A 24,517-nucleotide genomic window follows, 5' to 3' on the forward strand; every position below is an offset into this window, starting at 1 on the left:
CAATGGGTTGCGCTGGCGGGGCGGGGCTGGTTGGCTGGTTCCGACGCAATGATAAAAGGTGGAGCATGCGCCTATTTCCGGTAATGCTGGTCAGGCACGCGGCGGTGGCTGTACCTGAAGGGGTCTGTTACGGCCGCACGGATGTCGCACTGCAACCGGGGTGGGAGAGCATTGCATCCGGCCTGTCGGTGCTGGCCAAGGGTGTTCTGTGCCGGGTCCTGTATACCTCTCCCGCGCGGCGTTGCCGGGATATGGCGCGGTTTGTCGCCCATGCCACGGGTATGGAGATCAGGGTGGACCAGCGCCTGGCGGAGCTGGATTTCGGCGGGTGGGAAGGCCGGAAATGGCAGGACATAGACCGCGCCGCACTTGATGCCTGGGCGGCCGATCCCGCAGGCTTTGCCCCCCCGGGCGGTGAAAGCGGCCAGGCGCTGCGCCAGCGTGCCCAGGCGTTCTGGCAGGATATGCGCGCAGGCGGGCAAAATGCCTGCGTGCTTTCCCATGGCGGGCCGTTGCGCATTCTCTCGGCCCTGGCCCGCGGGGTGGAACCGCATCTGCTGGCTTCGTCCATGCCGCAGGGATTTGCACGCGTCATCATGGTGCCGCAGCACGCCCCACAGCCCGCCTACAGCCACGAGTCGCCCTGACGCCGCACCGCTCCACGCCAGAAGGCGGGGATGCGTCACCGGGCTGGCGTATATGCGCCCCCTCAGCCGCCTTCAGGCCTGCCCGATCCGGCGTGGCAATGCGCGGTTGCGGGGTGGCGGTTCAGCGGTGCAGCCAGCGGCGGCGGGCGGGGTTGCGCCGTTCCCAGCCCCGGCGTTCGAGTTCGGGCGTGTCCGAAGGGTCTGCGGGGTAGCCCACACACAGATAGGCCAGGAACTGCCAGTGCGGGTTGATGCTCAACTCGGCGATAGCGGCATCGGGGTCCAGGATGGACACCCACCCCACCCCTATGCCGCGCGCGGTCGCCGCCAGCCAGAACGTGTGAATGGCCATGACGGCGGACCATGTGGTGGTCTGCGGCATGGTGGACCGCCCCAGCCCCCGGCCCTGTTCGGGGTTGGTGTCGCAGAAGACGGCAATATGGTGCGGCGCGTCGTCCAGCCCCGCGAGCTTGAGCGTTGCGTAGCGCTGGGCGTCTTCCCCGCTGCGGCCTTCCAGCGCGCGGGCGTTGCAGTGCAGGAAGTTCTGCCGGATGGCGGCGCGGCGCTGCGGGTTGTCCACCCGCACGAAGCGCCAAGGTTCGCTCAGCCCCACGGACGGGGCCAGGCAGGCCGTGCGCAGCAGGTGGTCCAGCACCGCTTCGGGCAGAGGTTCGGTATGGAAATGGCGGACATCGCGCCGCCAGACAAAAAGCTGGTCCAGTTCCTCCTGCCAGTGGGCGGAAAACGTGACGGGAAAAGGATCGGGGGCGGAGGTCATGGGCGTATCATGCTGGCAAGTGCTTTCCTGGGCAAGACGCTGGGTGATATCGCGCCGTTCTCATGCGGCCAGTGCGGCGAAGGTTGCCAGCACCAGGCATTCCACAACCACCACGCACGCCCCCAGCACATCACCCGTATAGCCCCCCAGCAGGCGGCGCGCGGCCCATGCCATGCCAATCACCCCCAGGCAGGCAGCGATAATCGGTGCCAGGGTAAGGCTTAACGCCGTGGGGTGCGTGCCGGTCGCCCACTCTTTGGTCCAGTTTTCTCCCCACAGGGTCATGAGCCACAGCGTCAATGCGCCGGCACTGGCCAGGGCCACCCCAAGGGGCGCGCGTGGCAGGGGCGAAAGGGCACGGGCCAGCCCGTCTGTCCGGGCGGGTGGCAGGCGGGCAGGCAGGACCAGCATGGCCGCACGGCCCAGCACCCCCGCCAGAATGCAGGAGATCATGCCCACTTTACCCGGCTGCACGGCAAGGGCCGCCAAGGCTGCAACACGAATGCCAAAGGCCAGGCACAAGGCGCTTGTGCCAAAACTGCCGATATGGCTGTCGCGCATGATTTCAAGCCTGCGTTCGCGCGTGCGGCCCCCCGCGGCGTCGGCCATGTCGGCCAGGCCATCCTCATGCAATGCGCCACTCAGCAGGGTTTGCGCGGCCAGCGCCATGCAGGCCGCGACCAGCGGCGGCATATGGACCCGGTGTAAAAGAACCAGCACACAGCCGGTCACCGCGCCAACGCCACCCCCGATCAGCGGCCAGCACCAGATGGAGCGGCCCAGCGGCCACGGAGGCGGCGGCTGGGTGTCGGCGCCACCTCGGTAGCTGGCGGGCAGAAGCCAGTCCACGGGCAGGCGGGTCAGCAGTGCGAGCCCGCATGCCAGGTGCAGGCGCAGCACGGCCAGGGCGGGAAGGACGGCACGGCGCGTCATGTCTGGCGCAGGATCGCGGCCTGTTCGAACGTGGCCATGCCCGTATGGCAGGCAAGGGCCGCCCGCAGCAGCGGCACCGCCAGGGTAGCGCCCGAGCCTTCACCGAGTCGTAGCCCCAGCCCCAGCAGGGGCTCCATGCCCAGGAAATCCGCCAGCCTGCGGGTCTGCCCCGTCTGTGTCGCGCAATGCGACAGGCAGGCATGGGCCAGCCCGCCCGGGGCCAGCAAGGTCAGCGGCGCCGTGGCGGCAAGGCACACAAAACCATCCAGCAGCACGGGAATGTTGCGGTGCCGGGCGGCCAGCGTGGCCCCCAGCAGGGCGGCCAGTTCGTATCCGCCCAAGCGCCTTGCGGCCTCCAACGGGTCGGGCGTGGATCTGGCCGATGTGGGGGAAAGCCCGTCTGCTACCGGCTGGTTCACCGCGTGCTCCAGCCCCACTTTCAGCCCCAGTGCCGGGCCATGGCAGGCCAGGGCGGCATCGATCATCCGCGCCTTGTGGGACAGTCCGGCATCATCCAGCCCGGTGCCACGTCCGGCCCAGTTCTGGCCGGGTGTGAGCGTCATGTCCGGAGCACCGTTTGCACTCAAGGCCGCCGCCAGGGCCGAAGCCGCCGTGGTGTTGCCGATCCCCATCTCCCCCAGGCAGAGCAGGTCGCATTGTGCAGGTACGCTGTTGAAGCCCGTGGCCACGGCGGCCACAAAAGCGGCCTCGGTCATGGCGGGTCGGGTGGTGAAATCCGCCGTCGGAGCCAGTGCGTGAACGGGCACCGCCTTGAGTTCCGCCCCCACGCTGCGGGCGATCTGGTTGATGGCGGCCCTACCTTGCGCAAACGTGGCCAGCATCTGCGCCGTGACCTCAGTCGGCCAGGGTGACACCCCACGCGCCGCAACCCCGTGGTTGCCTGCAAAAATCAGCACATGCACGTGCTCCAGCCGGGGTGTGGCGCGTCTTTGCCACCCGCCCAGCCAGCGTGTCAGGTCTTCCAGCCGCCCCAGGCTGCCCGCGGGTTTGCACAGCGTGGCCTCCCGCGCGGCAATGGCGTCTTGCGCGTTGGTGTCCGCCTGGGGGAGCGCCACGCATAAAGCGCGCAGTTCCTCCATGCATATGGGGGCCGCGGGCAGGGTATGGGGGTGCTGGGCGGTGCTGTGGGTATCCATCAAGGCGGTCACACGGGCTTTCATAAAAGGCGGCATGGGCGCGAGTTTTGTGCTTTTATGCGCTGTCATGCAACGGAAATGAAAGCAGGCATTGGCCATGGGCAACACGGCGCTTTCCCCCACCGATACGGGCCTGCGGGGCACGGTCCTTGTGCTGGGGGGTGCGCGTTCGGGCAAGAGCCGCCTGTCCGAAGCCATGCTGACGGCCCTGCCCGCACCGTGGGTGTACCTGGCTACCGGCCGCGCATGGGATGAGGAAATGCACGAGCGTATTCTCCACCATCGGGCCGAACGCGGCAGCACGGGCTGGCTGACGGTGGAAGAACCGTTGGAGGTGCAGACCGTCATGCGCGAGCACGCCCATACCCCCCTGCTGCTGGATTGCCTGACCCTGTGGCTGTCCAACCTGCTGCTGGAGGAGCGCGACGTGCAGGCCGCCACAGCTGATTTCATGGCCTGCCTTGCCGCGCGCCGGGCCCCCACCGTTCTGGTCGGCAACGAGGTGGGGCTGGGCATTGTGCCCGAAAACCGACTGGCCCGCCGTTTCCGGGACGAGGCAGGCCGCCTGCACCAGCGTATCGCGCGCGACGTGCCCCGGGTGCTGTTTGTCGCAGCCGGGCTGCCGCTTACACTCAAGAACGAAGTGCCGCACTGAAAGCGTCAGCCCCGGCGATGAGCGACAACGACCACCGCTGGCTTTTGCTTCCACCACTTCTGTGTCAGGTTACTGCCCACGAAACCACGGCGCGCAGGACGTGTTCAACGCCGCAGGCCCGGACTGCTTGCAGGCTCAGCCAGGCAGGAAATGCGGCATGTTCCGTTTTGCGCCCACCGCGATATTAGGTGAGAGAAACAGATGTCGGATCATGCAGTAAACACGCAACTTCTGATCGGGGGGCAGTGGCGCAACGCTGCGGATGGCCGCACCATTGCCGTGCTGGACCCCGCGACGGCGGAGCTTATCGGCCATGTCGCCCATGCGGGCAAGGCTGATCTGGAACAGGTTGTGGCGGGTGCTGCCACGGGCTTTGCGGCCTGGCGCGCCCTGACCGCGTGGGACCGGTTCGTGATCATGCGCAAGGCCGCCAACCTGCTGCGTGAACGTGCCGAGACGATCGGCCGGATCATGAGCCGCGAACAGGGCAAGCCGCTGGCCCAGGCGGTGATGGAAATCAACGGTGCCGCCGGGATCATCGAATATTTCGGTGAGGAAGGCCGCCGCCTGAATGACGAGCTTATTCCCGCCCGCGTGCCCAATGTCGAACAGCGCGTGCTGCGCCGCCCGGTGGGCGTTGTGGCGGCCTTCACACCGTGGAATTTCCCCGTCAACCAGATCGCCCGCAAGCTGGGTGCCGCCCTTGGGGCGGGCTGCGCGGTTATCGTCAAGGCCCCGGAAGATACACCGGCATCCCCCGCCGAATTGATCCGCTGCTTTTGCGATGCGGGCATTCCCGCCGGCGCGGTCTCGCTCGTTTATGGCGAGCCCGCCGAAATTTCGGAATACCTGATCGCCCATCCCGTGGTGCGCAAGATCTCCTTTACCGGCTCCACCCCCGTGGGCAAGCATCTTGCGGCCCTGGCCGGCGCGCAGATGAAGCCTGTCACCATGGAACTGGGCGGGCACGGTCCGGTCATTGTCTGCCCCGATGCCGATCTGGACGTGGCGGCAGAACGCCTGGCCGCAGCCAAGTTCCGCAATGCCGGGCAGGTCTGCATTGCCCCCACGCGCTTTTTGCTGCACCGCGACATTGCCCCGGCTTTCGTGGAAAAATTCAAGGCCCAGATGAGCGCGCTCAAGGTCGGCAACGGCCTGCAGGACGGTGTGACCATGGGCCCGGTGGTGAGCGAACGCCGTCTCAAGGCCCTGACCGAACTGGTGGAGGACGCCCGGCAGAAAGGGGCGGAACTGTGGCAGCCCGAGATCGCCCTGCCCAACAAGGGCTTTTTCTTCCCGCCCACCATGGTGTGCAAGCCCACGCTGGAAATGCGCCTTTTGAACGAGGAACCCTTCGGCCCCATCGCCATCATGGACGAATATTCCGAACTGGAGAGTGCGGTGCGTGAAGCCAACCGGCTTCCCTACGGTCTGGCGGCCTATGTCTATACCCGCAACGAACGCACCGAACGCCTGCTGGGCGAGGCATTGGAAGCGGGCATGGTGGCCGTCAACCACCACGGCCTGGGCGCGCCGGAAGTCCCGTTCGGCGGCATGAAGGATTCCGGTTACGGCACGGAGGGCGGGCCCGAAGCCCTGCGCGCCCATACCATCATCCGTCTTGTCTGCAGCCAGCACGACCGCCCCGATTTCTGATCGGGCGCCCTATCCCCGGCGCCCCCGATCCGCGCCGGGGGGATGCGACCTTTCCTTCTTCACGCTCTTTCAACCCCCCACGGTTTGCCCGTGGGGCGGCCTCTCACGGGCTTTCATGCCTAGTAATAGGACTTGTGCCGGGCGCTGTTTTCCCGTAGGAAGCGCCCATGTCCGCGCCTGTCCCATTCGTCTAGAGGCCTAGGACGCCGCCCTCTCACGGCGGCAACACGGGTTCGAATCCCGTATGGGACACCATTGATTTTCCTGGATATTATTCATTTTCTAGGCCATGGTTTGTGGTTCAGTTGGACCATTAAATCTCAAAATCATCGACGATGCTCCCAAGATAAGATGAATCGAATTTCAGGCAGACATGCCGGAGCGTTGTCGGGTCTGTCGCTAGCCAGTCTGCGGCCTGATCGATCGGCACGCCGTCCATCGCAAACCATGATGCAACGGAATGCTTGAGATGGTGGGGGGCGGCTTCTGTGTCAGGCTGGCACCGGGCACGCCCCGGCAAATGACCACCGGGCCTGTAGGCCGGCCTTCCTATGCCACTGGATCACAACCGGGCATGGGCTCGGTGTTGCGTCCGTTCTATCTCTGCGTACGAGGTAGTCGATGACCGTCCGCTCCAGCAAATCTTCTTGATTGTCGGTTTGAGGCTGGCTCAATGAGACCGCAGTCAAGGTAGGATTTGGGCTGTTCACGAATACAGACACATTCGACAGGATGAGCATGGATGAATAACGCGATATCTGAAAGTTGGCGGGATCGGGCAGGCCTGTCTCATTATGAGGCTTTTTGGTATTGTTATATTATAACGTAACATATAGATTTGGCGGATCTCAACCGAATGAATGGTGTCCGTCATGCGCGAAAGACTTCCGGTAACGGTTCTGTCCGGCTTTCTGGGAGCGGGAAAAACGACACTACTCAACCACGTGCTCAATAACCGCGAGGGCCGGAAAGTCGCGGTTATCGTCAATGACATGAGCGACGTGAACATTGACGCGGATCTGGTGCGCGACGGCAGCGATCTGTCTCGCACGAACGAAACGCTTGTGGAGATGAGTAATGGCTGCATCTGCTGCACGTTGCGTGACGATCTGCTGCACGAAGTGCGGCGGCTTGCCGACGCGGGGCGCTTCGATTACCTCCTGATTGAATCGACAGGGATCGCGGAGCCCCTGCCGGTTGCGGCGACTTTCGAGTTTCGGGACGAGACGGGCGAAAGCCTGTCCGACATCGCGCGGCTGGATACGATGGTAACGGTGGTGGATGCCGTCAATCTGTTGAAAGACTACGCGTCAACCGATTTTCTGCGCGACCGGGGCGAGACAGCGGGCGAAGGGGATGACAGGGCGCTGGTTGACCTGCTGGTCGAGCAGATCGAGTTCGCGGATGTCGTGGTGCTGAACAAGGTTTCGACCGCAACAGCCGCGCAGCGCGAGGCCGCCCGGCAGGTTGTTCAGGCCCTTAATGCCGATGCGGATATTATCGAAACGGATCAGGGCATAGTGCCCTGTGCGCGTATTCTGGACACATATCGGTTCGATTATGACCGTGCTCATAAACATCCCCTATGGTACAAGGAACTGTTCGAATTTCATAACCATGTTCCCGAGACCGAGGAATACGGCATCCACACCTTTGTCTGGCGTGCACGCCGTCCCCTGGTGCCGGACCGGTTCAAAGCCTTTATCGATGCCGCATGGCCGGGAGTGATCCGGGCGAAGGGCCATTTCTGGCTGGCGACCCGTCCGCAATGGGTGGGCGAACTGGGGCAGGCAGGCGCATTGGTCCGCACACAGGCAACGGGACACTGGTGGGTGACGATTCCCAAAAACCATTGGCCAGACAGCGATGAATGGCGGGATCTGATTCTGTCCAGATGGGACCGGGTTTATGGTGACCGTCGGCAGGAAATTGTGTTTATCGGCACGACAGCAATGGATGACGCCGCCCTTGGCGCGGCCCTGAATGCCTGCCTTGTGCCGGAGTTCGACACGCAGCCGTTCGATCCATTGCTGTTCGCGCATCTACCTGATCCATTCCCTGTCTGGGGAAACGGAGAAATGGCGGATGCGTAGGGCCGAGGCGGATAACGAGCGGACATTGCGGAACGAGATGTGGCGACGGTATGCAGGCGATGACTGGGCAGCCTTCGACACGCTTCCCGGCACGATCCGCAAACGGGTGGCAGTGCATGCCTACGATGCCTGGTCGGTCAATGTGATGATGCTCTGGCAGCATTATAAACGGCTCTATGGGCGCACGGCGCGCGCCGAGCGGGCTCTGATCCGCTATCTCGATTATTGCGAGCGGCTGGAGCGGGAGGCTTTTGCTTCACGCTACAGCGAGGTTTACGGCATCGCTCTGCCTCATGATGCAGCGCGCGTTACGGTCCTGAGATGACGTTGACACCTGCACCGTACATCTGCCGCGCAGCCCTGGTCATGTTCTGGTTATGAGCCCTGAGCCTACGCGATCTGAGTAGACTGGACGTGATCTCGCCGCGAACGTGCCCTAAGTTTTGAGTCAGGGTCTGTGGGTTTCTATATGCCGCTTTGGCGTGCTGAACGAAAGCCTCTGGCATCATACCATTGAACCTGCTGCCGGCGCCCGTGGCGCCGACCCATCGGTTGTGACGCTTTGCACGATTGTCGCCCGCCATGCGCTCTTACTGGAATGGCCATTCTGCCAGGTGGTTCGGCAGGTTCAGCCAGCCTGTCGTTGTATGCAGGAGGTAGGCGATATCATATGGAAAGACAGACCATTTGGGGCGGCCCATCCAGACCCAACTCAAAGGCATGAGGCTCCATGCGGTCAGGAGCAATGAGGCTTCGCGCCGGGATATTGTCTCCAGGAAATCGGGATTCGAAAGCCAGTAAACATACAATAAGGGAAAGGTTACGATCGCAAGAACCCGGGTCTGGTCTTCGACAATGGCAAGTAAAGGGCATAAAAACGACAGGGCGACAAAAAAAGGAATGGATTTTTTTCCGTAATCGGAAAATTTCAGGGCGACCATCCATCCAAGGCCCAGAACGGACCACAGGATATATTGGAAGTGGAAGCAGAATTCATTAATGATCCTATCAAAGCTCTTTGATAAATAATAGACTCTTCCAGAATTGACGGTGATGTGATGGGCGTGGAATATCCCTAAAAGGATTATTTTTCCACAAATGACGCCGAGAAAAAAGACGAGGCAGAATGATTGTGAGAATTTCAGTTTAACATTGAATTTTTTATTCAATGTCGTGGCCAGTACCAGGCCCAGAGTTGCAAAAAAACCTTGTTCGAAATGCTGCATGCCCAGAAGGGTGCCGCTGATAAACGTAACAGGCAGCGTTTCTGGGAATGCGAGAGTAAGCATCATAAGGAATAACGTGATTGAATCCGTGCTTATCCAGAAATAAGCCGTTGCGGATACAGGTAAAATGCTAAAAACAACAATCGCAATTCGCGCGGTCCCGTTCGGAAAATGCGCAAAGGCCGTCCTTATGAAAAGAAATGTAAAAGCGAAGGAAAAAAAGAGATGGAACAGTAAAAAACCCGCGGCATGGTTTGCACCAATCGTCCAGGCTACGAAAGGGCCAAGCCAGTTCCAGAACAGGTACTGTGCATTGGGATCGGTAAACGGATTGACGAAAGGGTTCTGGGCAATGAGGCGCGATGCCTTCAAGTTGGGAATATACCACAGGCCAGTCTTGAATAATTCCAGGAACCCGATGGAAAAAAGAAACTTCCACAACGATGTCTCGAATATAAATTTTTCGATTTTATCCATAGTCGGCAAGTAATCTGGTCCTGTTAAATATAGCTTGAATTTTAAAATGGGAAAGAGCGATCGGGTATGGGGTTTTACCTGACTCGGTGGAAAAAGGCCGAATGGGCGGGGGTGCTTTTTCGGTGCCGTTTCATGGGCTCGAAACCGTATTGGGCGAAAAGCATGTTCAGGTTGGTTTCATTGAACCATTGCAGATGTTCGGGGGGGCAGATATCCGACCATTCCGCAATATTGGCCGGGGTCGTGTGGTGGCCTGCATCGGGGGCGGACAGGTAGACGACCGAACCTGGTCGTGTAATGGCGTGAACCGTTGTCATGAATTCGTCCGGGCTGCGTAAATGCTCAAGCAGTTCCGATGAAAAGACAAAATCGAACTGGCGGCCGCGGCCTGCGAACGCTGACAGGCCTTCAGCATAAAATGTCTGGCGCGGAAAATGCTTTTTTGCAAAGGCGATGCTGTTCGCGCTGACATCCACCCCCACGCCGCTGCGTGCGAACCGGCACAGGGCTGCAAGCATATGCCCGCCCCCGCAGCCCAGATCCACGATATCGCGGTTGAAGATATAGGGAATGAAAGGCAGGCTCCGCCAGAAGGCCCGCCAGCGGCGCGAACGGTCCTTGGGGTAGAAATCCGCATTGGCCGCGCGATAGTTGGTGGCATAATATTCCACGATCTGGGCATCCGAAGGCATGGGATGCACGAACAGGAAGTCGCATTTCGTACACTGGACGATCGGATAACCATCCTTTTCGAAACACTTATGGCTCGGTGCGTGGCAGATCGGGCATGGCGTGGGCGTGGGCTCGGGCTCGGCGGCGGATGGCGGGGTCGCGTTTGCGGAAAGCTCGGTGGGCAGCACGTCTTGGACCATGGTATCGCCTTGTCTTGTCGCCTTGCAGCCGGGGCCACCGGCCGCGTGCTGTGCTGATTGCCCTCAGTCTACCCGGCAGGGCGGTTTGTTGCGCACTCAAACTGTTATGATAGACTATGCCATGATTAGCACATGAACCGGCCGCGACCAAATCCGTGCCGGCCATGGGTGGGCGTCCGGCGGGCGGGTTTGTGGCCGTGACGTCGGGCGTCCGCATGCAACATGGGGAAGGAAAAGCCATGCAGTTGGATGCGCAGAGCCCGGAATGGTACCGGGCCCGGTACGAGCAGATGCGCGAACGCGCACGGCAGGCGGACAGGCAGCCCCGCCCGGCCCACCGGCCCGTTCCCATGGACGAGACGGCCGTGCTGGCGCGCGAGAATGTTGCGGGCGGGTGGTACTGGAGCACCTATCTGCCCCGTGGACAGGCTTTGCGGCTGGTCAACACGGCGGGCAATCACGGTGTTGCCGTGATGCTATGGAACGCGAATGACGTCAGCGAGCGTTACAACCCCGCCGATACGATCAAGCAGCAATGGACCACGCGCATTACGGCGGGGCATGTGCTGTTATCGGACATGGAGCGTGTTCTGGCCTCGGTCCTGAACGATAGCTGCGGGCATTGCGACACGCTGGTGGGGGGCAGTTCGCCGGACAGCAATGCCCGCAACTTCGGGGATGCACGCCTGCGCAACACGCGCGATAACATGCGCCTGATCGTGGGCAAGCACGGGATGGATGTGCGGGATATTCCCGTCTGTATCTCGTTCTTCTCGCATGTGCAGGTGGATGGGGACGGACGTTTTTCCTGGGTGGAAGGTGGTGTCCGCGCAGGCGATCATGTCGATCTGCGGGCGGAAATGAACCTGCTGGTGGGTGTGTCCAACTGCCCGCATCCGTTCAGTTCCCACACCACCTACAACCCCGGCCCGATCGAGGTGGTGCGCTGGCAGGCTCCGCCACCCGGCGCGGGCGATCCACGCGCCCTGGCGGGCGAGGAAATGCGCCGTGCCTTCGATGCGACAGATGCCCTGTTCGCCTGATACGGGAGAGTACGAAAAATGACCGATATATCAGGCAGGATCGTTCTTGATGCTGTTATTCCGGCCCGGGCACCCTGGTCCGCCGTGGTCAGGCAGGGGCAGGTGCTGCGCATTATCGATACGCACGGCCAGCAGGCGGTGGATGCGCTGTTCTACAACGCCCATGCCTATCACGAACGGTACAGCGTGCAGGAAACGCTGATCAACCAGGGTTCGGCCTATATCGGGCTGGGAACGGCACTGTATTCGAGCGAAAGCCGCGTGCTCATGTCCGTGGTGGCGGATACCTGCGGGCGGCACGATACGGTGGCCGGCGCATGCAGTTGCGAAGGCAATGCCGTGCGCTTTGGCCCCCAGACCCGCTACATGCATGCCTGCCGCGAGAATTTTCTGCTCGAACTGGCGCGGTACGGCATGAGCAAGCGCGATATCGTCAGCAACGTCAATTTCTTCATGAACGTGCCGATCCTGCAAAACGGTGAACTGGCGATCGATGACGGTATTTCCGAACCCGGCGGCTATGTGGACCTGCTGGCCCATATGGACACGCTGGTCGTGCTGTCCAACTGCCCGCAGGTGAACAATCCGTGCAATGGCTTCACCCCCACGCCCATTCGCGTCATCATCAGCGAGGGGCCGCGATCCTGAGCCCTGCGTCATGTCGTGATTTTTGCTTGGCGGTCGTCCGCGCTACCATGCGCCTGACCGTCCGGGAACTGACGTGGCGGGGAGTGTAAGGAACGCAGCGGCATGACACAGCACAAGGGGTGGGAAAAAGGGCCGGACCCCATGGAACAGCGCGCCCGTTACACGGCCCATGCGGCGGATATCTCGGCTCCGGCTGGTGGGGGAGGTGGCCCGGGTGCGCATGACCGGCAGGCCCCGAAGGCGGACGACCCCGCAGCCACCGCACACCGGGAGGATGCCGAGAGCCTGCACGCCTTTACCCGGCTGATCGCCCGTGCGTCGAACGGGGCAGGCGCATCGGCAGCGCCCCCTGCCATGGCGGTGGTCTGGCCGTGCGAACAGCATGCGCTGGAAGCGGCGGTGGATGCCGCGCGGGCGGGTATTGCAACGCCCGTCCTGGTGGGTTGTGCGCGTACGATCGGGGCTGTGGCCCGGCATGCGGGGCTGGACCTGCATGGCTGCGCGATCGAGGACACATCCACCCCCCAGGCCGCGGCGGAGACAGCGGTGGCCATGGTGCATGCGGGCCGTGCGCACGCGCTCATGAAAGGCAGCCTGCATACGGACAATCTGATGCACGCCATCGTCGCACCCCAAACGGGGTTGTGTACGCAAAGGCGGGTCAGCCACGTCTTTATCATCGCCACCGCCCGGTATGATGAGCTGCTTTTCGTGACCGATGCCGCCATCAACATCGCCCCGGACCTGATGGCCAAGCGCGATATCGTGCAAAACGCCATCGACCTGCATGTGGGGCTGGGCCTTGGCACGCCGCGCGTGGCGCTTCTTTCGGCGGTGGAAACGCTCAACCCCCGTATCCAGGGCACGATCGATGCCGCCTGCCTGTGCAAGATGGCCGAACGCGGGCAGATTACCGGCGGCTTGCTGGACGGCCCGCTGGCCATGGACAACGCGGTGGACCCCCAGGCCGCACGGATCAAGGGCATTGTCTCCCCCGTGGCGGGGCGGGCCCAGATTCTCGTCGCCCCGGATCTGGAGGCCGGCAACATGCTGGCCAAGAACCTGATCTACATGACGCAGGCGGATTCGGCGGGGCTGGTGCTGGGGGCCAAGGTGCCCGTGGTGCTGACCAGCCGGGCCGACAGCGTGCGCGCCCGCATGGCCTCCATCGCCATGGGGGCGGTTTACGCGCGCTACCTGGCCACGCGGGCGGATGGGGGGCAGGGCCACACATCCGCCCGCGACCCGGCCCGTTCGCGGACCGGCGGCTGAGTACGGCAGGCACGGATATGGTCCAGCTTGTCATGGCCCTGAACGCGGGGTCTTCGAGCGTGAAGTTTTCCGTCTGCCGGGCTGGCGAAGGCGTGCGGGCCCAGGCCGTGGGGCCGGTGGAGACCGTGCTGGCGGGCCAGGTCGAACGGATCGGCATTGCCCCGCGGCTGAGCCTGCATGACGGGGCGGGCACGGTACTCGCGGAGCGGAGATGGGCCGAAGCGGACGTGCCTTTCGCAACTCTGCTGGCGGAAATCCTGGCCCAGCTCGACCGTACCCTGGGCGGGCAGGCCATAACCGCCCTTGGCCACCGCGTGGTGCATGGCGGCCCCGATCACGCAGCCCCGCAGCGTGTCACGCCCGAACTGATCGCAGCACTTGAAGCCCTGACACCGCTGGCCCCGTTGCACATGCCCCATAACCTGGCCCCCATGCGGGCCATGGCCGCCCTGCGCCCCGATCTGCCGCAGGTGGCGTGTTTCGATACGGCGTTTCACCACGACCTGCCCTTATGTGCCCGGCGCTTCGCACTGCCGCAGTGTTACGAGGCCGACGGGATCAGGCGGTACGGCTTTCATGGCCTGTCCTATGACTATGTGGCGCGCTACCTGCGGCATGCCCTGCCGCATCTGGCGCAAGGGCGTGTGGTCGTGGCCCATCTGGGCAGCGGGGCCAGCCTGTGCGCGCTATCGGGCGGGCGCAGCATGGATACGACCATGGGGTTCTCGCCGCTGGACGGGCTGATCATGGGCACGCGCTGCGGCGCGCTGGACCCGGCTATCGTGCTCTACCTGCAGGAGCATTACGGCCTGGGCATCGAGGCTATACGAACCCTGCTGTACCAGAAATCGGGCCTGCTGGCGTTATCGGGCGGGTTGTCGAGTGACATGCATGTCCTGCTGGGCGATCCGTCCCCACTGGCGGCGCAGGCGGTGGAACAGTTCGTCTACCGGCTGGCCCAGGATGCCGCGGCCATGGTCAGCGCGCTGGGCGGGGTGGACGGCTTCGTGTTCACCGCCGGTATCGGCGAGCACGAACCCCCCATTCGCGCCCGTCTTGCCCAAAGCCTGGCCTGGCTGGGCATGCGGATCGATGCGGGTGCCAATGCGCGCAATAGCGGGCTGATCAGCACGGCGGACAGCGCCATGGAGGTGCATGTACTCCCCACGGATGAGGACGCCATGATCGTCCTGCATACGACCGAGCTTTTATCCGCGCAGGGTGGGCCTGCGGCCTGACGGGCAAGGCCGGAACATATGGGCCGGCCTTGCGTTGTCTGCTGTGGCCATGCACCCTCATGCCCGCGCGGTTGCCCGGCCCTTGCAGCAAAGGGGGGCGTGCCGTGCGGTCTATCGGTCAAGCTTGAGGCGGGCAGGAATAGGCTTTATGGATCAAAGTGATATGTGCCGTTTTTATTCTGGTGGATATGATTTGACATGACAGACAAGAGTGTTCCCGCCAGTCAAGGCGGTGTTTCCTATTCCGGCACGGTGGTGCCTGTTATTCTTTCCGGCGGGTCGGGCAGCAGGTTGTGGCCGGTATCGCGCAAGAGCTACCCCAAGCAGTTCTGGCCCCTGCTGGGCGAGAAAACCCTTTTGCAGGAAACCGCCCTGCGCGGACAAAAGGCCGGGCTGGGCGCACCCGTCATTGTCAGCAATGCCGAACATCGCTTCGTTATTGCCGAGCAACTGCGTGAAGCCGGGGTGCATGACGCGCGAATCCTGCTTGAACCGGTCGGTCGCAATTCCGCCCCGGCCATTGCGGCGGCGGCCTTCACCATTGCCGAACAGGACCCCGATGCCGTGCTGTGGGTCATGGCGGCGGATGCGGCCATTTCCGATCATGGGAGCCTTAAATCCGGCCTCGATGCGGCGGTGGCGGCGGCCCGCAAGGGGTATATCGTCACCTTCGGCATAAAGCCCACCCGGCCCGAGACCGGGTACGGCTATATCGAACAGGGCACCGCGCTCGACGGCGTGGACGGCGTCTATGCCGTGGCCCGCTTTGTGGAAAAACCCGATGCCGCCACGGCGGAACATCTGGCGGGGCAGGGCAATTACCTGTGGAATTCGGGCATGTTCGTTGCCAGCGCCGCCACGTTCCTGAGCGAGATCGAAAAGTTCGAGCCCGCCTTGTACGCCTGCGTGCAGCAGGCCGTGGCACAACGCAAGACCGACATGGATTTCGAACGCCTGGATCCGGAAAGCTTCAAGAAAGCGCCTGATATTTCGGTGGACTACGCGGTGGCGGAACGCACGACGCGCGCAGCAGTCGTCCCGGCCGGCTTTGGCTGGTCCGATATCGGCAGTTGGGACGCCCTGTGGGAACTGGGCGACAAGGATGCAAGCGGCAATGTCGCGGTGGGCGATGTGCTTTTGCAGGATGTGCGCAATTCCTATGTCCGCACGAACGGGGTGCTGACCGTGGCCCTGGGGGTGGAAAACCTGATCGTGGTCGTAACGCAGGATGCCGTGCTGGTTGCCGACAAGGCCCATGCGCAGGATGTGAAGACCGTTGTGCAGCGCCTGAAGGATACGGGCCGGCCCGAAGCGGAGAACCATCGCCTGATCTACCGGCCCTGGGGTTTTTACGAAGGGCTGATCGAAGGGCGGCGTTTCCAGGTCAAGCGGATCGTGGTCAATCCGGGGCAGAAACTGTCCCTGCAAAAGCACTTTCACCGGTCGGAACACTGGGTCGTGGTCGGTGGCACGGCGATCGTGACCCGTGGGGAGGAGGAAATTCTCCTGCATGAGAACGAAAGCGTCTACCTGCCGCTGGGCATCATGCACCGGCTGGAAAACCCCGGCCGCATTCCCCTGACCCTGATCGAGGTGCAGTCCGGCGCGTATCTGGGCGAAGACGATATCGTCCGGGTGGAAGATATCTACAGCCGCCCCTGATCCTGCCGTCTGCGGTCCTGTAGCCCCTGCCTGTCGCTCCCCCGCCCTTCAGCCCGGCGTGGGGGCGGCCAGGGCAAGGGCCGCGGCGGTGGCTACATCCTGGCGCAGCTTCACCACCGATGCCTTGCCGTCGGGGTGGACACGGTTGGTCAGGATCAGGACAAAGCCGCGGGTTTCGGGCACCAGCCACAGCGACGTGCCCGTAAAGCCCGTATGCCCGAACGAGGTAGGCGGAAAATACGCCCCGCGCGGTGTGGAATAATGGGTGGCGATATCCCAGCCCAGCCCGCGCAGGTCGGGTTTGCCTGCCGGTTGCTGGGGGGTGGACATCAGCACGACCGTATCGGTTCGTAAGGGAAAAGGGCTAGGCAGGCCTACACGTTTGTCCAGCAGGGCCTGGGCATAGCGGATCATGTCATCGGCGCAGGAAAACAGCCCGGCATGGCCCGCCACCCCGCCCATGCGCCGCGCGGTGGGATCATGCACGACACCGCGCAGAAGGTGGCCATTTTCGTCATATTGCGTGGGGGCAATGCGGGCGATCAGGCCCGCCTGCGGGTTGAAGACGGACTGCTTCAGGCCCAGCGGTGCAAGAATATGGCGGCTGGCATACTGCGCCAGGGGCTGGCCAGTCAGTTTTTCGACAATCAGCCCAAGGGTTATGAAATTGATATCGCTATACACGAAGCGTTCCCCTGGCAGGTTGACCGGGCGGGTTTCCGTGACAAGCTGAATAGCCCGCGCGCGCCCCTGCCATCGCGTGTCGAGCGGGAGGTCGGGGGCCAGGCCGGAATAATGGGTCAACAGCAGGCGGATGGTAATGTCCTGCTTGCCGTTTGCTGCGAACCACGGCAGGTAACGGGCTGCGGGCGTATCCAGCCCGACCAGCCCGCGTTCGAAAAGCTGCATGATGGCGGGCGCGGTTATCAGAACCTTGGTCAGGGACGCCATGTCGAACAGCGTGTCCCATGTCATGGGCTCGGGCGTGGGGGTCAGGGCACGCTGGCCGAACACGCCTTTCCACAACACGCGCCCTTCATGGCCAATGGCGGCGACCGCGCCGGGTGTCTTGCCCGTGGCAATGGCGTTATGAAAAATCTCTTCCACCTGCGTGAAGCGTTCATCGCCCACCGGCGGGGCCGGCACGGTGTGCTGCGCTGTGGCTAACGGGTCGGCCCCCACGCCGGGCCCCACGTCAGCCCCGGCTGACGTGACAGGTGGGCCCGATGTCGGCCCTGCCATGGCCGCGCGGGGCCGGGTGGCCAGAACGCCAGAAACCAGCAGGGACTGCACAAGGCCGGATCGCACAAGGCCGCGCCGGGTCCACAGGAACGGGGGAGACATAGCCGGGATCGAGCCTTTCGGTTTGCGTTGACCTGCCAGACGGTTTTGCGCGCACAAAGGGACAGCACAGCCCATGGACCGCAGAACAATTCACCAAGCCCGGGGGGGGCATGGGCCTTACCCTGCGGCGCGCGCAACGTATCTGAGCGTGATATTGTAGCGCAGTTCGCCCGTCAGGGGGTGGGTTTCATGGCCAAGGGGTTTGATGCCGTGAAAAAAAAGCCGTGCGGGCCCACCCCAGACCACGGCATCGCCGTGGTGGAGCACAATGCTGCGCACGGCATCCGTCCGCCTGGCCCCGCCCCACTGGAAAACGGCCGACCGGCCCAGCGAGAAGGAGACAACCGGCTGGCTGGTCTCGCCTTCGTCGCGGTCCTGGTGCAGGCCCATCCGGCTGCCGGGGCCATACCGGTTCAGCAGGGCCGTGTTGGGGGTAAAATCCGCAAAACCGGCCTGGCGTGCCGCCTGTTCGCCCAGGCTCCGCAGCAGGGGCGGCAAGGCGGGCCATGGCTGGCCGCTGCGCGGGTCGTGGGTGGTGTAGCGATAGCCCGAACGATCCGTTACCCACACCGCCGCACCGCAGCCGGTCATGGCGGCGGACATAAGGCCACCGCCCGGTGTTTCCATCTGTCGGAACGGCGCAATGGTTGCCACCTGTTCGATCAGCCGCAACAGATGTGCCCCCTCCTTGCTGACAAAGCCGGGCAGCAGAACTGCCCCTTCGTCCAGCGCCATGCTGGGCGGTCGCGTATCGGGCAGGCCAAGAACCATCTGCCCTTGCGACGGGGATATTAGGGGGGAAGGCGGGCTGGATCGCCGGGCGGATGGCGGGCGGCGCGATGGCGGTTTCATGGTACAATGGCCTCCCTTGCTTTCGGGTGTTAGGGGAATGGTAGCCGGCCAGCGTGTGTGCAAGCAGGCGGTGCAACAGGCCAGCGTCCGGCCGGTCATGTTATGCGCCAGCCTTATCCCCGGCCGGCAACGCCCGGCGCGGGAAGGTGCCGGGGCCCTGCGTGGTTCGGCCCGCCGGTTTGGCCTCGGGCCCGTTATCCTGCTGCGTGTTATTCTCCGCTACGTTCCACTGGCGCGGTATGGCCCGTACAGTGTAGCATCGGTGCTGTTTTCGTAGCCAGCCCGCAAGGATCTCTCTCATTTCCATGCTTTTGCCCGTTCAGGACATCATGCTTATCGGCGGCGTGCCTGCTGCTGTCACCGTAAACGCGTCGGGCCGCCTGATGCGCGGCGTGTTCATGGGGCTGAATGCCGATGTGGATTTCTACGCCCCTACTCAAAGCGAACTGGCAAGCCAGGGCACCACGGCGCTGGTCGATTTTTTTGCCGTCTGCCGCCGCACGAACCGCTCGCCCCTCAAGCCCCGTGGGAATGGCCAGCCCGGCTATGTGGTGGAAGATCTGTACAAGGCGCTGGAAGAACCCGCCCGCAGGCGTGGTATAGACCTGTACCGTGTTGTCACGGAGCAGGCCCGTGCACTGGACCATGAGCCCACGCCGGGCAGCCGCGACTGGGTGAAGCCGGTGGATGCCGCCCCCATCCTGATCAGCCTGTAGGGCCCCCCGACACACAGCGTATGACAATCGCGCATGAAAAAAGGGGCGGCCTTGCGGCTGCCCCTTTTTTTTGCTTGGCCGGGGAAGGGCAGGTGTTACGCCGCTTCCTTGAACAGTTCCGGCTTGGCGGTGCTGGTGCTGCGGGCGGGCCACAGCAGGGAGACCACCAGAACCACCACGATATTGACCACCAGAGACAGCAGACCGGTGGACACATTGCCCGAGATCAGGCCGAAATGGACCGGGTGAATGGGCTTGAGCCCGTCCATCCAGCACAGCCCCAGCCCGAAGACGGAACCGACAAGCCAGCCCGCCAGCATGCCGGGGGATGACAGGCGCAGGGGGGTCAGGCCAAGGATCAGGGCGGGGAAGGTCTGCAGGATGATGACACCGCCCAGAAGTTGCAGGTCGATCGCGAACTTGGCGTTCAGGAACAGCACGCAAAGCAGTGCGCCGACCTTGACCACGAAAGCCGTGATACGGCTGGCCCGCACCGGGTTTTTCTGGGGCGGCAGCAGGTTGCTGGTCACCAGGTTGGCCGCACCAATGGCCATGACGGCGGCAGGCACCAGTGCCCCCACGGCAATGGATGCCAGGCAGAACCCGGCGAACCATGACGGAAACACCGCCTGGAACAGCAAGGGCACGACAAGCGTGTTGTTGGTGGTGGTAATCCCCGCCGCATGCGCCATGAAGCCCAGCATGGCGATCAGCCCCAGCACGATCGTGTAGACCGGCAGGTACACCGCGTTCTGGCGGATGGTATCGGCCGAACGTGACGCCAGGATACCGGTCAGCGTATGGGGGTAAAGGAACGCCGCCAGGGCGGAGGACAGCGCGAGTGTCGCATAGGGCATGCCCTGGCCGGGTTGCAGCACGGCCTGCGGGTGATCGGCCGTGACCGATGCGAACAGCGCCGCGTAGCCGCCGGTATGCATGGGAATGACCGTAATCGCCACCAGCACGGCGATATAGATCATGATATCCTTGATGAACGCCGTCAGTGCGGGGGCGTGCAGCCCGCCCATCCACGTATAGGCGGCCAGCGAGATGAAGGCGATGATCAGCGGCAGGTCGCCCGGCAGGCCCAGCGCCTGCACCACCGTGCGGATGCCGATAAGCTGGAGCGCGATATACGGCATGACCGCGACAAGCCCGGTCAGCGCCACCACGATCTCAAGCGTGCGGCTGTTGAAGCGCCCGCGAATGATATCGGCCGAGGTGGAATAGCCGTTGGCATGCGCTATTTTCCACAGCTTGGGCATGACGACGAAAATGAACGGGTAGACGATGATGGTGTAGGGTAGGGCAAAGAAGCCGTAAGCCCCCACGGCATAGACCAGCGCCGGCACGGCAATGACCGTGTAGGCAGTGTAAAAATCGCCACCCACCAGGAACCACGTGACCCAGGGGCCGAATTCACGCCCGCCCAGTCCCCATTCTTCCTGCGCGTTGGCGTTTTTGCCGTGACCGCGTGTCAGCCGGCGAATCCACTGGATGGATGAGCCGATGACAATGGTGGTTGCGAAAAAGAAGATGAAGACGCCAAGCGCCCACGGATCGATGGTCTTCATGCGTCACGTCCCTTTTTCCAGACAATCCAGATCAACGCCGAGGTCACCGGAACCCAGGCGAACTGATACCAGTAGAAAAAAGGGAAGCCGAGCAGGACAGGATCGTGCCGGTCGTACAGGGGCATCCATAACAAGCCCAAAAAGGGCAGCAGCAGCAGGAGATTGAGATATTTCATTGCGGAAAACCGCCTCTTTTTGTTCTTTTTATGCTTGACGGACAGAGATGACGATGGAATCCGCCGCATGTCAATTACACAATGCGAAATTTACGCAAATGAAAAGGTGGGAGTTGCTTGGGACGGGGTAGTATTTTCTGTTATAACGATGTTGTTACAACAATAACCATGTAACGGGCAGGTAGTCCGCGGTTGACCGCCCGCATTCGGGGACCACGGGCCTCCCGCCCCTTTCGGCCAACCCTGCATGTTCGCGGTGCGGTTGGCGGGCCAGGACCAAGGCCGAGGCCAGGGAACAGGCTGGGTGCAGGTTTCGGGGCGGGATTGGCAGCAGTCCTGCAACGCTGCCGGGGCCGCCGGGGCTACCGGAGCACGGCTATGCCATACGCCGCCGCCTGGCACGGTGGGCGGTTGCAGGGGCGTAGGGCCAAGCGTGCCTGACCGGCCGGCCCGATAGGCGGTAGGGCAGGCCCTGCCGCTAGCGGGCTATGCTGCGGCGGTGGTGTTGCAGCAGGTCGTTCAATTTATCGCTGTACTGGCGGTAGCTGCCTTCGGGAACGCAGCCCAGTTCTTCCAGCGCCTCCAGATCCGCACCGTGGTTGATCCACTGGTTCGCCTGCCCCGGATCGATGCTCGCGGGCAGGGCATGGGCCTGGAAAACGACGGGCTCATCCCCGTCTTCCTGCGCGCCGAAGGGCATGAAGCTGTCATCGGCAGGCCTTGCGGTGGGGTCCAGGCTGATCTGGCCGCACAGAACCTGCTTCTTGTCGGCATTGGTATGGGTGCTCAACTGGCGGAACGTGGCCGTACCGCCAAAATGCGCCACCAGGGATTTCAGCGTGGCCCGACCAAAGGGGGACGCCGCGGCCTGGCCACTGCCATCCACCACGGTCTGCCCTGGCCCGTTCTGGGTGGCACCCTGGCTTGCCCGGCCGCCATGCGGCCCGGCGGCAGAGGCCGCATGCCCGTAGCCCAGCGGGGCCCCGAGTCCAGGCAGGATGAAACAAAGAGCCAAAAAGCGTTTCATGAGGCAGTTCTTTCCTGTCTTCGTTCACAGTCTTGCTAGCGCGTGCTGGCAGCGTCGTAAATGGTCCCGAAAAGGGAGTTTTGCAGGGGGCGGCCTAGAGAATGCGCCCGCCTTCGCGCATGCCCCACGGGGTAATGCCCGCACAGGTCAGCTGTCCGCCCCGCAACGGGGTGGGCACGCCGGTGGTGGCGGGCAGGGACAAAGGCAGGCCGCGCAGGCTGCGAACCGCCAGAAAGCCAAAACATTCGGCCTCCAGCGCGTCACCCTTCCAGCCCAGGTCTTCCACCGGCCGCACAGGCCCCGCCAGGCGCTGGGCAAGGGCTGCCATAATGGCCGGATTATGCCGCCCGCCCCCGCAGACATACCAGGCCCCGGGCTGTTCGGGCAGGGGTGTTCGGGCCACGGCTTCGGCCGTGAAGGCGGCAAGGGTGGCTGCCCCGTCAGCGGCATCCAGCCGGGCAATCTGTTCCAACCCTGCATGAAAGCTGAGCCGGTCGAGCGATTTGGGGGGTGGTGCGGCAAAGAACGGGTGCGCCATCAGGGCTGCCAGGCTGGGGCCGTGCACCGTGCCGCGGGCGGCCAGCGCGCCGTCCCTGTCGTAGGGCTGGCCGGTATGGCGCTGTGTCCAGTCATCGAGCAGGGCGTTGCCCGGCCCGGTATCGCAGGCCCAGACATGCCCCGTCGCCCCCAGCAGTGTCAGATTGGCCACCCCGCCGATATTGAGAACCGCGACCGGCCCCGGCCGGCCTTGCAGCAACGCCGCGTGATATAGCGGGGCCAGCGGCGCGCCTTGCCCCCCGGCCTGCACATCCGCACTGCGGAAGTCATGCACCACAGGCAGGCCCGTGGAGGCGGACAGCCGGGCGGCATCGCCAATCTGCCACGTGCGGCCATGCTGCCCCATGGGCGGTTCGTCCTGCCGGGCGGCGCAGGGCGTAGCAGGCGACTGCTCCCGCGCAGACTCGCATGCATGGGCCCCATCACGCCCCCCTTCGGGCCGGGCCGCTGGGCCGGGGGCGTGCAGGATGGTCTGGCCATGAAAACCTACGACATCCGCCACCATGTCGGGTGCTGCCGCGCGGATCAGCCTGACCGCCTGGGCGTGGATATCGGTTACCTCCCGCTCGATCTCCAGAACCTGCGCCGATTGCGCGGTCAGGTGCGGGGCCTCGTCCAGCAGGGCGCGCAGGCGGGTGCGCAAGCCGGGCGGGTAGGGCACGGTCAGCGACGGGCCGTGCGCGAACACGCAAGCCCCATCCGTTCGCACCAGGGCCGCATCCACACCGTCAAGCGATGTGCCGCTCATCAGCCCTATGGCGTTCATCCGGGCGTGGGGTTGAATGTCCAACGCGGGCCTCAGGGTGCGGCCGGGGCGTCCAGCCCGGTCCAGACCTGCCCGCTTGTTGCATCCCACAGGACCAGCCTGTCGCCACGCGGGCCGCCGATATGCAGGGCCAGCACATTGTCACGCACGCGGGTGGTGCTGAGCACGCGCTCCCCCGTGCCAAGGGACAGATGAGCGGCAGCCGGGGGAACCTCAGCCCTGGATGGCTCCATGCGGGGGGTATCCACCAGCGGCACGGTGGCAGTCGTGGGGGCGTGCGGGGCGTTCATGCGGTGAAGGATCACGCCGACCAGCCCGGCCGTGCCCAGCACGATCAGCACGCCCATGCCAATGACGGCCGCCATCAGCGCCTTGGGGGTTTTATATTCCTGCTGTTCCATGTCAGGCCGCACCGTGGGCGATGCGGCGTTGCATTTCCGCGATAACGGCGGGCAGCCCGTCAAAAATGGCCTGCCCGATCAGGAAATGCCCGATATTGAGTTCCCGGACTTCCGGCACGGCGGCAATGGGGCCCACGTTTTCGAAAGTCAGCCCGTGTCCGGCATGCACCTCCAGCCCCAGTGCAGCGGCCTGGGTGGCACCTGCACGCAGCCTTGCCAGTTCGTTCAAGCGCCCTTCGGCATAAGCACCGGTGTGCAGTTCCACCACCTGCGCGCCCGTTTGCGCGGCGGCGGTAATCTGCGTGGGATCGGCATCGATAAACAGTGAGACGCGAATACCCGCCCCCGCCAGCGCTTTCACCCTGGGGGTCAGGGAGAGCATCTGCCCCGCCGCGTCCAGCCCGCCTTCGGTCGTCAGTTCCGCCCGGCGTTCGGGCACGATGCAGCAGGCATGGGGGGCCAGGCCCAGGGCAATGCCCACCATTTCGTCCGTTGCGGCCATTTCCATGTTCAGGGGGGCGGCGATTTCGGCCTTCAGGCGGTGCAGGTCCGCATCGCGGATATGGCGGCGGTCTTCGCGCAGATGCGCGGTAATGCCATCCGCCCCGGCCTGTATGGCCAGCAGCGCGGCGGCCACGGGGTCGGGGTGCTGGCCGCCCCGCGCGTTGCGCAGGGTTGCGACGTGGTCGATATTCACGCCAAGCCTGATAGGCGGTCTCATGCAGGGGTCCTTATGCTGGCGGTCT

General features: G+C 63.7%; 25 protein-coding genes and 1 tRNA gene. 13 read left to right on the plus strand and 13 right to left on the minus strand.

Features of this window, described 5'->3' with window-relative positions; genetic code table 11:
• Positions 1–65: 65 nt before the first annotated feature.
• Complete coding sequence (locus J2D77_RS08800; RefSeq protein ID WP_207845888.1) at positions 66–647, plus strand: histidine phosphatase family protein; 582 nt, start codon at positions 66–68, stop codon at positions 645–647.
• A 121-nt stretch (positions 648–768) separates the two neighbouring features.
• On the opposite strand, the gene bluB is transcribed toward J2D77_RS08800, so the two are convergent.
• From bluB to J2D77_RS08815, 3 genes are read right to left on the minus strand one after another with little or no spacing between them, the layout of a single operon-like run.
• Positions 769–1,425: a 5,6-dimethylbenzimidazole synthase gene (bluB, locus tag J2D77_RS08805; protein WP_207845889.1), complete on the minus strand. Its 657-nt coding sequence runs from the start codon at positions 1,423–1,425 to the stop codon at positions 769–771.
• Positions 1,426–1,485: 60 nt separating this feature from the next.
• Positions 1,486–2,358, minus strand: a complete 873-nt coding sequence (locus J2D77_RS08810; protein WP_207845890.1) for an adenosylcobinamide-GDP ribazoletransferase — start codon at positions 2,356–2,358, stop codon at positions 1,486–1,488.
• The gene (locus tag J2D77_RS08815; protein ID WP_207845990.1) at positions 2,355–3,515 is read right to left on the minus strand and encodes a nicotinate-nucleotide--dimethylbenzimidazole phosphoribosyltransferase; all 1,161 of its coding nucleotides are present in this window, start codon (positions 3,513–3,515) and stop codon (positions 2,355–2,357) included. The genes J2D77_RS08810 and J2D77_RS08815 overlap by 4 nt, the downstream gene beginning before the upstream one ends.
• 97 nt (positions 3,516–3,612) lie before the next feature.
• Here J2D77_RS08815 and cobU point away from each other — a divergent pair, with 97 nt between their 5' ends.
• The 5 genes from cobU to J2D77_RS08840 all read left to right on the plus strand — a co-directional run bounded on the left by cobU (position 3,613) and on the right by J2D77_RS08840 (position 8,244).
• Positions 3,613–4,170 carry a bifunctional adenosylcobinamide kinase/adenosylcobinamide-phosphate guanylyltransferase gene (gene cobU, locus J2D77_RS08820; RefSeq protein ID WP_207845891.1) on the plus strand — a complete coding sequence of 186 codons (558 nt, stop codon included), beginning with the start codon at positions 3,613–3,615 and terminating at the stop codon, positions 4,168–4,170.
• Positions 4,171–4,371: 201 nt separating this feature from the next.
• Entirely contained in the window at positions 4,372–5,826 is a 1,455-nt protein-coding gene (locus J2D77_RS08825) for an NAD-dependent succinate-semialdehyde dehydrogenase (RefSeq protein WP_207845892.1), read from the plus strand.
• A 179-nt stretch (positions 5,827–6,005) separates the two neighbouring features.
• Positions 6,006–6,081: transfer RNA gene (locus J2D77_RS08830), tRNA-Glu, on the plus strand.
• A 605-nt stretch (positions 6,082–6,686) separates the two neighbouring features.
• On the plus strand, positions 6,687–7,919 hold the full coding sequence (locus J2D77_RS08835; RefSeq protein WP_207845893.1) for a GTP-binding protein: 1,233 nt from the start codon (positions 6,687–6,689) through the stop codon (positions 7,917–7,919).
• Positions 7,912–8,244, plus strand: coding sequence for a DUF6525 family protein (locus J2D77_RS08840; protein ID WP_207845894.1), 333 nt, complete (start codon positions 7,912–7,914; stop codon positions 8,242–8,244). Before J2D77_RS08835 ends, J2D77_RS08840 begins: the two co-directional genes overlap by 8 nt.
• A 265-nt stretch (positions 8,245–8,509) precedes the next feature.
• Here the strand turns inward: J2D77_RS08840 and J2D77_RS08845 are convergent, their stop codons facing one another.
• Both J2D77_RS08845 and J2D77_RS08850 read right to left on the minus strand, forming a co-directional pair.
• Positions 8,510–9,622 (minus strand): hypothetical protein, encoded by a 1,113-nt coding sequence (locus J2D77_RS08845; RefSeq protein WP_207845895.1) that lies wholly within the window; start codon positions 9,620–9,622, stop codon positions 8,510–8,512.
• Between the two features lie 74 nt (positions 9,623–9,696).
• Complete coding sequence (locus tag J2D77_RS08850; protein ID WP_207845896.1) at positions 9,697–10,494, minus strand: class I SAM-dependent methyltransferase; 798 nt, start codon at positions 10,492–10,494, stop codon at positions 9,697–9,699.
• A 239-nt stretch (positions 10,495–10,733) separates the two neighbouring features.
• On the opposite strand from J2D77_RS08850, the gene J2D77_RS08855 reads away from it, so the two are divergent.
• The 5 genes from J2D77_RS08855 (at position 10,734) to J2D77_RS08875 (ending at position 16,357) form a co-directional block, all read left to right on the plus strand.
• Positions 10,734–11,537: an urea amidolyase associated protein UAAP1 gene (locus tag J2D77_RS08855; protein ID WP_207845897.1), complete on the plus strand. Its 804-nt coding sequence runs from the start codon at positions 10,734–10,736 to the stop codon at positions 11,535–11,537.
• Positions 11,538–11,555: 18 nt separating this feature from the next.
• Positions 11,556–12,185, plus strand: coding sequence for an urea amidolyase associated protein UAAP2 (locus J2D77_RS08860; RefSeq protein ID WP_207845898.1), 630 nt, complete (start codon positions 11,556–11,558; stop codon positions 12,183–12,185).
• A gap of 102 nt (positions 12,186–12,287) precedes the next feature.
• Positions 12,288–13,457, plus strand: coding sequence for a bifunctional enoyl-CoA hydratase/phosphate acetyltransferase (locus J2D77_RS08865; RefSeq protein WP_230975669.1), 1,170 nt, complete (start codon positions 12,288–12,290; stop codon positions 13,455–13,457).
• Between the two features lie 17 nt (positions 13,458–13,474).
• Positions 13,475–14,695 (plus strand): acetate/propionate family kinase, encoded by a 1,221-nt coding sequence (locus J2D77_RS08870; RefSeq protein WP_207845899.1) that lies wholly within the window; start codon positions 13,475–13,477, stop codon positions 14,693–14,695.
• Between the two features lie 198 nt (positions 14,696–14,893).
• The gene (locus J2D77_RS08875) at positions 14,894–16,357 is read left to right on the plus strand and encodes a mannose-1-phosphate guanylyltransferase/mannose-6-phosphate isomerase (protein WP_207845900.1); all 1,464 of its coding nucleotides are present in this window, start codon (positions 14,894–14,896) and stop codon (positions 16,355–16,357) included.
• A 48-nt stretch (positions 16,358–16,405) separates the two neighbouring features.
• On the opposite strand, the gene J2D77_RS08880 is transcribed toward J2D77_RS08875, so the two are convergent.
• Both J2D77_RS08880 and alkB read right to left on the minus strand, forming a co-directional pair.
• Entirely contained in the window at positions 16,406–17,701 is a 1,296-nt protein-coding gene (locus J2D77_RS08880) for a serine hydrolase domain-containing protein (RefSeq protein WP_230975670.1), read from the minus strand.
• 117 nt (positions 17,702–17,818) lie between these two features.
• Entirely contained in the window at positions 17,819–18,472 is a 654-nt protein-coding gene (gene alkB, locus J2D77_RS08885; RefSeq protein ID WP_207845993.1) for a DNA oxidative demethylase AlkB, read from the minus strand.
• A 118-nt stretch (positions 18,473–18,590) separates the two neighbouring features.
• Between alkB and J2D77_RS08890 the strand changes: the two genes are divergently transcribed.
• Entirely contained in the window at positions 18,591–18,830 is a 240-nt protein-coding gene (locus J2D77_RS08890; protein WP_207845901.1) for a hypothetical protein, read from the plus strand.
• Positions 18,831–18,858: 28 nt separating this feature from the next.
• On the plus strand, positions 18,859–19,269 hold the full coding sequence (locus tag J2D77_RS08895) for a toxin-antitoxin system protein HicB (protein ID WP_207845902.1): 411 nt from the start codon (positions 18,859–18,861) through the stop codon (positions 19,267–19,269).
• Between the two features lie 95 nt (positions 19,270–19,364).
• On the opposite strand, the gene J2D77_RS08900 is transcribed toward J2D77_RS08895, so the two are convergent.
• The 6 genes from J2D77_RS08900 to J2D77_RS08925 all read right to left on the minus strand — a co-directional run bounded on the left by J2D77_RS08900 (position 19,365) and on the right by J2D77_RS08925 (position 24,492).
• Complete coding sequence (locus J2D77_RS08900; RefSeq protein ID WP_207845903.1) at positions 19,365–20,843, minus strand: sodium:solute symporter family protein; 1,479 nt, start codon at positions 20,841–20,843, stop codon at positions 19,365–19,367.
• Positions 20,840–21,019, minus strand: a complete 180-nt coding sequence (locus tag J2D77_RS08905; RefSeq protein ID WP_207845904.1) for a DUF3311 domain-containing protein — start codon at positions 21,017–21,019, stop codon at positions 20,840–20,842. Before J2D77_RS08905 ends, J2D77_RS08900 begins: the two co-directional genes overlap by 4 nt.
• Positions 21,020–21,497: 478 nt before the next feature.
• Positions 21,498–22,046: a hypothetical protein gene (locus J2D77_RS08910; RefSeq protein WP_207845905.1), complete on the minus strand. Its 549-nt coding sequence runs from the start codon at positions 22,044–22,046 to the stop codon at positions 21,498–21,500.
• Positions 22,047–22,140: 94 nt separating this feature from the next.
• On the minus strand, positions 22,141–23,394 hold the full coding sequence (locus tag J2D77_RS08915; RefSeq protein ID WP_407927094.1) for an anhydro-N-acetylmuramic acid kinase: 1,254 nt from the start codon (positions 23,392–23,394) through the stop codon (positions 22,141–22,143).
• Positions 23,395–23,402: 8 nt separating this feature from the next.
• On the minus strand, positions 23,403–23,771 hold the full coding sequence (locus J2D77_RS08920; RefSeq protein WP_207845906.1) for a hypothetical protein: 369 nt from the start codon (positions 23,769–23,771) through the stop codon (positions 23,403–23,405).
• Between the two features lies 1 nt (position 23,772).
• A complete protein-coding gene (locus J2D77_RS08925) occupies positions 23,773–24,492 on the minus strand; it encodes a pyridoxine 5'-phosphate synthase (protein WP_207845907.1) in 720 nt (239 codons plus the stop codon).
• Positions 24,493–24,517 lie beyond the last annotated feature (25 nt).

This window comes from Acetobacter garciniae, assembly GCF_017377735.1.
In the GTDB taxonomy this organism is placed as follows: domain Bacteria; phylum Pseudomonadota; class Alphaproteobacteria; order Acetobacterales; family Acetobacteraceae; genus Acetobacter; species Acetobacter garciniae.

Excerpts from the sequence above, each read along its gene's own strand:
- J2D77_RS08800 (WP_207845888.1), top strand. The coding sequence starts at position 66 with ATGCGCCTATTTCCGGTAATGCTGGTCAGGCACGCGGCGGTGGCTGTA.
- bluB (WP_207845889.1), bottom strand. The coding sequence starts at position 1,425 with ATGACCTCCGCCCCCGATCCTTTTCCCGTCACGTTTTCCGCCCACTGG.
- J2D77_RS08810 (WP_207845890.1), bottom strand. The coding sequence starts at position 2,358 with ATGACGCGCCGTGCCGTCCTTCCCGCCCTGGCCGTGCTGCGCCTGCAC.
- J2D77_RS08815 (WP_207845990.1), bottom strand. The coding sequence starts at position 3,515 with ATGGATACCCACAGCACCGCCCAGCACCCCCATACCCTGCCCGCGGCC.
- cobU (WP_207845891.1), top strand. The coding sequence starts at position 3,613 with ATGGGCAACACGGCGCTTTCCCCCACCGATACGGGCCTGCGGGGCACG.
- J2D77_RS08825 (WP_207845892.1), top strand. The coding sequence starts at position 4,372 with ATGTCGGATCATGCAGTAAACACGCAACTTCTGATCGGGGGGCAGTGG.
- J2D77_RS08835 (WP_207845893.1), top strand. The coding sequence starts at position 6,687 with ATGGTGTCCGTCATGCGCGAAAGACTTCCGGTAACGGTTCTGTCCGGC.
- J2D77_RS08840 (WP_207845894.1), top strand. The coding sequence starts at position 7,912 with ATGCGTAGGGCCGAGGCGGATAACGAGCGGACATTGCGGAACGAGATG.
- J2D77_RS08845 (WP_207845895.1), bottom strand. The coding sequence starts at position 9,622 with ATGGATAAAATCGAAAAATTTATATTCGAGACATCGTTGTGGAAGTTT.
- J2D77_RS08850 (WP_207845896.1), bottom strand. The coding sequence starts at position 10,494 with ATGGTCCAAGACGTGCTGCCCACCGAGCTTTCCGCAAACGCGACCCCG.
- J2D77_RS08855 (WP_207845897.1), top strand. The coding sequence starts at position 10,734 with ATGCAGTTGGATGCGCAGAGCCCGGAATGGTACCGGGCCCGGTACGAG.
- J2D77_RS08860 (WP_207845898.1), top strand. The coding sequence starts at position 11,556 with ATGACCGATATATCAGGCAGGATCGTTCTTGATGCTGTTATTCCGGCC.
- J2D77_RS08865 (WP_230975669.1), top strand. The coding sequence starts at position 12,288 with ATGACACAGCACAAGGGGTGGGAAAAAGGGCCGGACCCCATGGAACAG.
- J2D77_RS08870 (WP_207845899.1), top strand. The coding sequence starts at position 13,475 with ATGGTCCAGCTTGTCATGGCCCTGAACGCGGGGTCTTCGAGCGTGAAG.
- J2D77_RS08875 (WP_207845900.1), top strand. The coding sequence starts at position 14,894 with ATGACAGACAAGAGTGTTCCCGCCAGTCAAGGCGGTGTTTCCTATTCC.
- J2D77_RS08880 (WP_230975670.1), bottom strand. The coding sequence starts at position 17,701 with ATGTCTCCCCCGTTCCTGTGGACCCGGCGCGGCCTTGTGCGATCCGGC.
- alkB (WP_207845993.1), bottom strand. The coding sequence starts at position 18,472 with ATGGTTCTTGGCCTGCCCGATACGCGACCGCCCAGCATGGCGCTGGAC.
- J2D77_RS08890 (WP_207845901.1), top strand. The coding sequence starts at position 18,591 with ATGGTAGCCGGCCAGCGTGTGTGCAAGCAGGCGGTGCAACAGGCCAGC.
- J2D77_RS08895 (WP_207845902.1), top strand. The coding sequence starts at position 18,859 with ATGCTTTTGCCCGTTCAGGACATCATGCTTATCGGCGGCGTGCCTGCT.
- J2D77_RS08900 (WP_207845903.1), bottom strand. The coding sequence starts at position 20,843 with ATGAAGACCATCGATCCGTGGGCGCTTGGCGTCTTCATCTTCTTTTTC.
- J2D77_RS08905 (WP_207845904.1), bottom strand. The coding sequence starts at position 21,019 with ATGAAATATCTCAATCTCCTGCTGCTGCTGCCCTTTTTGGGCTTGTTA.
- J2D77_RS08910 (WP_207845905.1), bottom strand. The coding sequence starts at position 22,046 with ATGAAACGCTTTTTGGCTCTTTGTTTCATCCTGCCTGGACTCGGGGCC.
- J2D77_RS08920 (WP_207845906.1), bottom strand. The coding sequence starts at position 23,771 with ATGGAACAGCAGGAATATAAAACCCCCAAGGCGCTGATGGCGGCCGTC.
- J2D77_RS08925 (WP_207845907.1), bottom strand. The coding sequence starts at position 24,492 with ATGAGACCGCCTATCAGGCTTGGCGTGAATATCGACCACGTCGCAACC.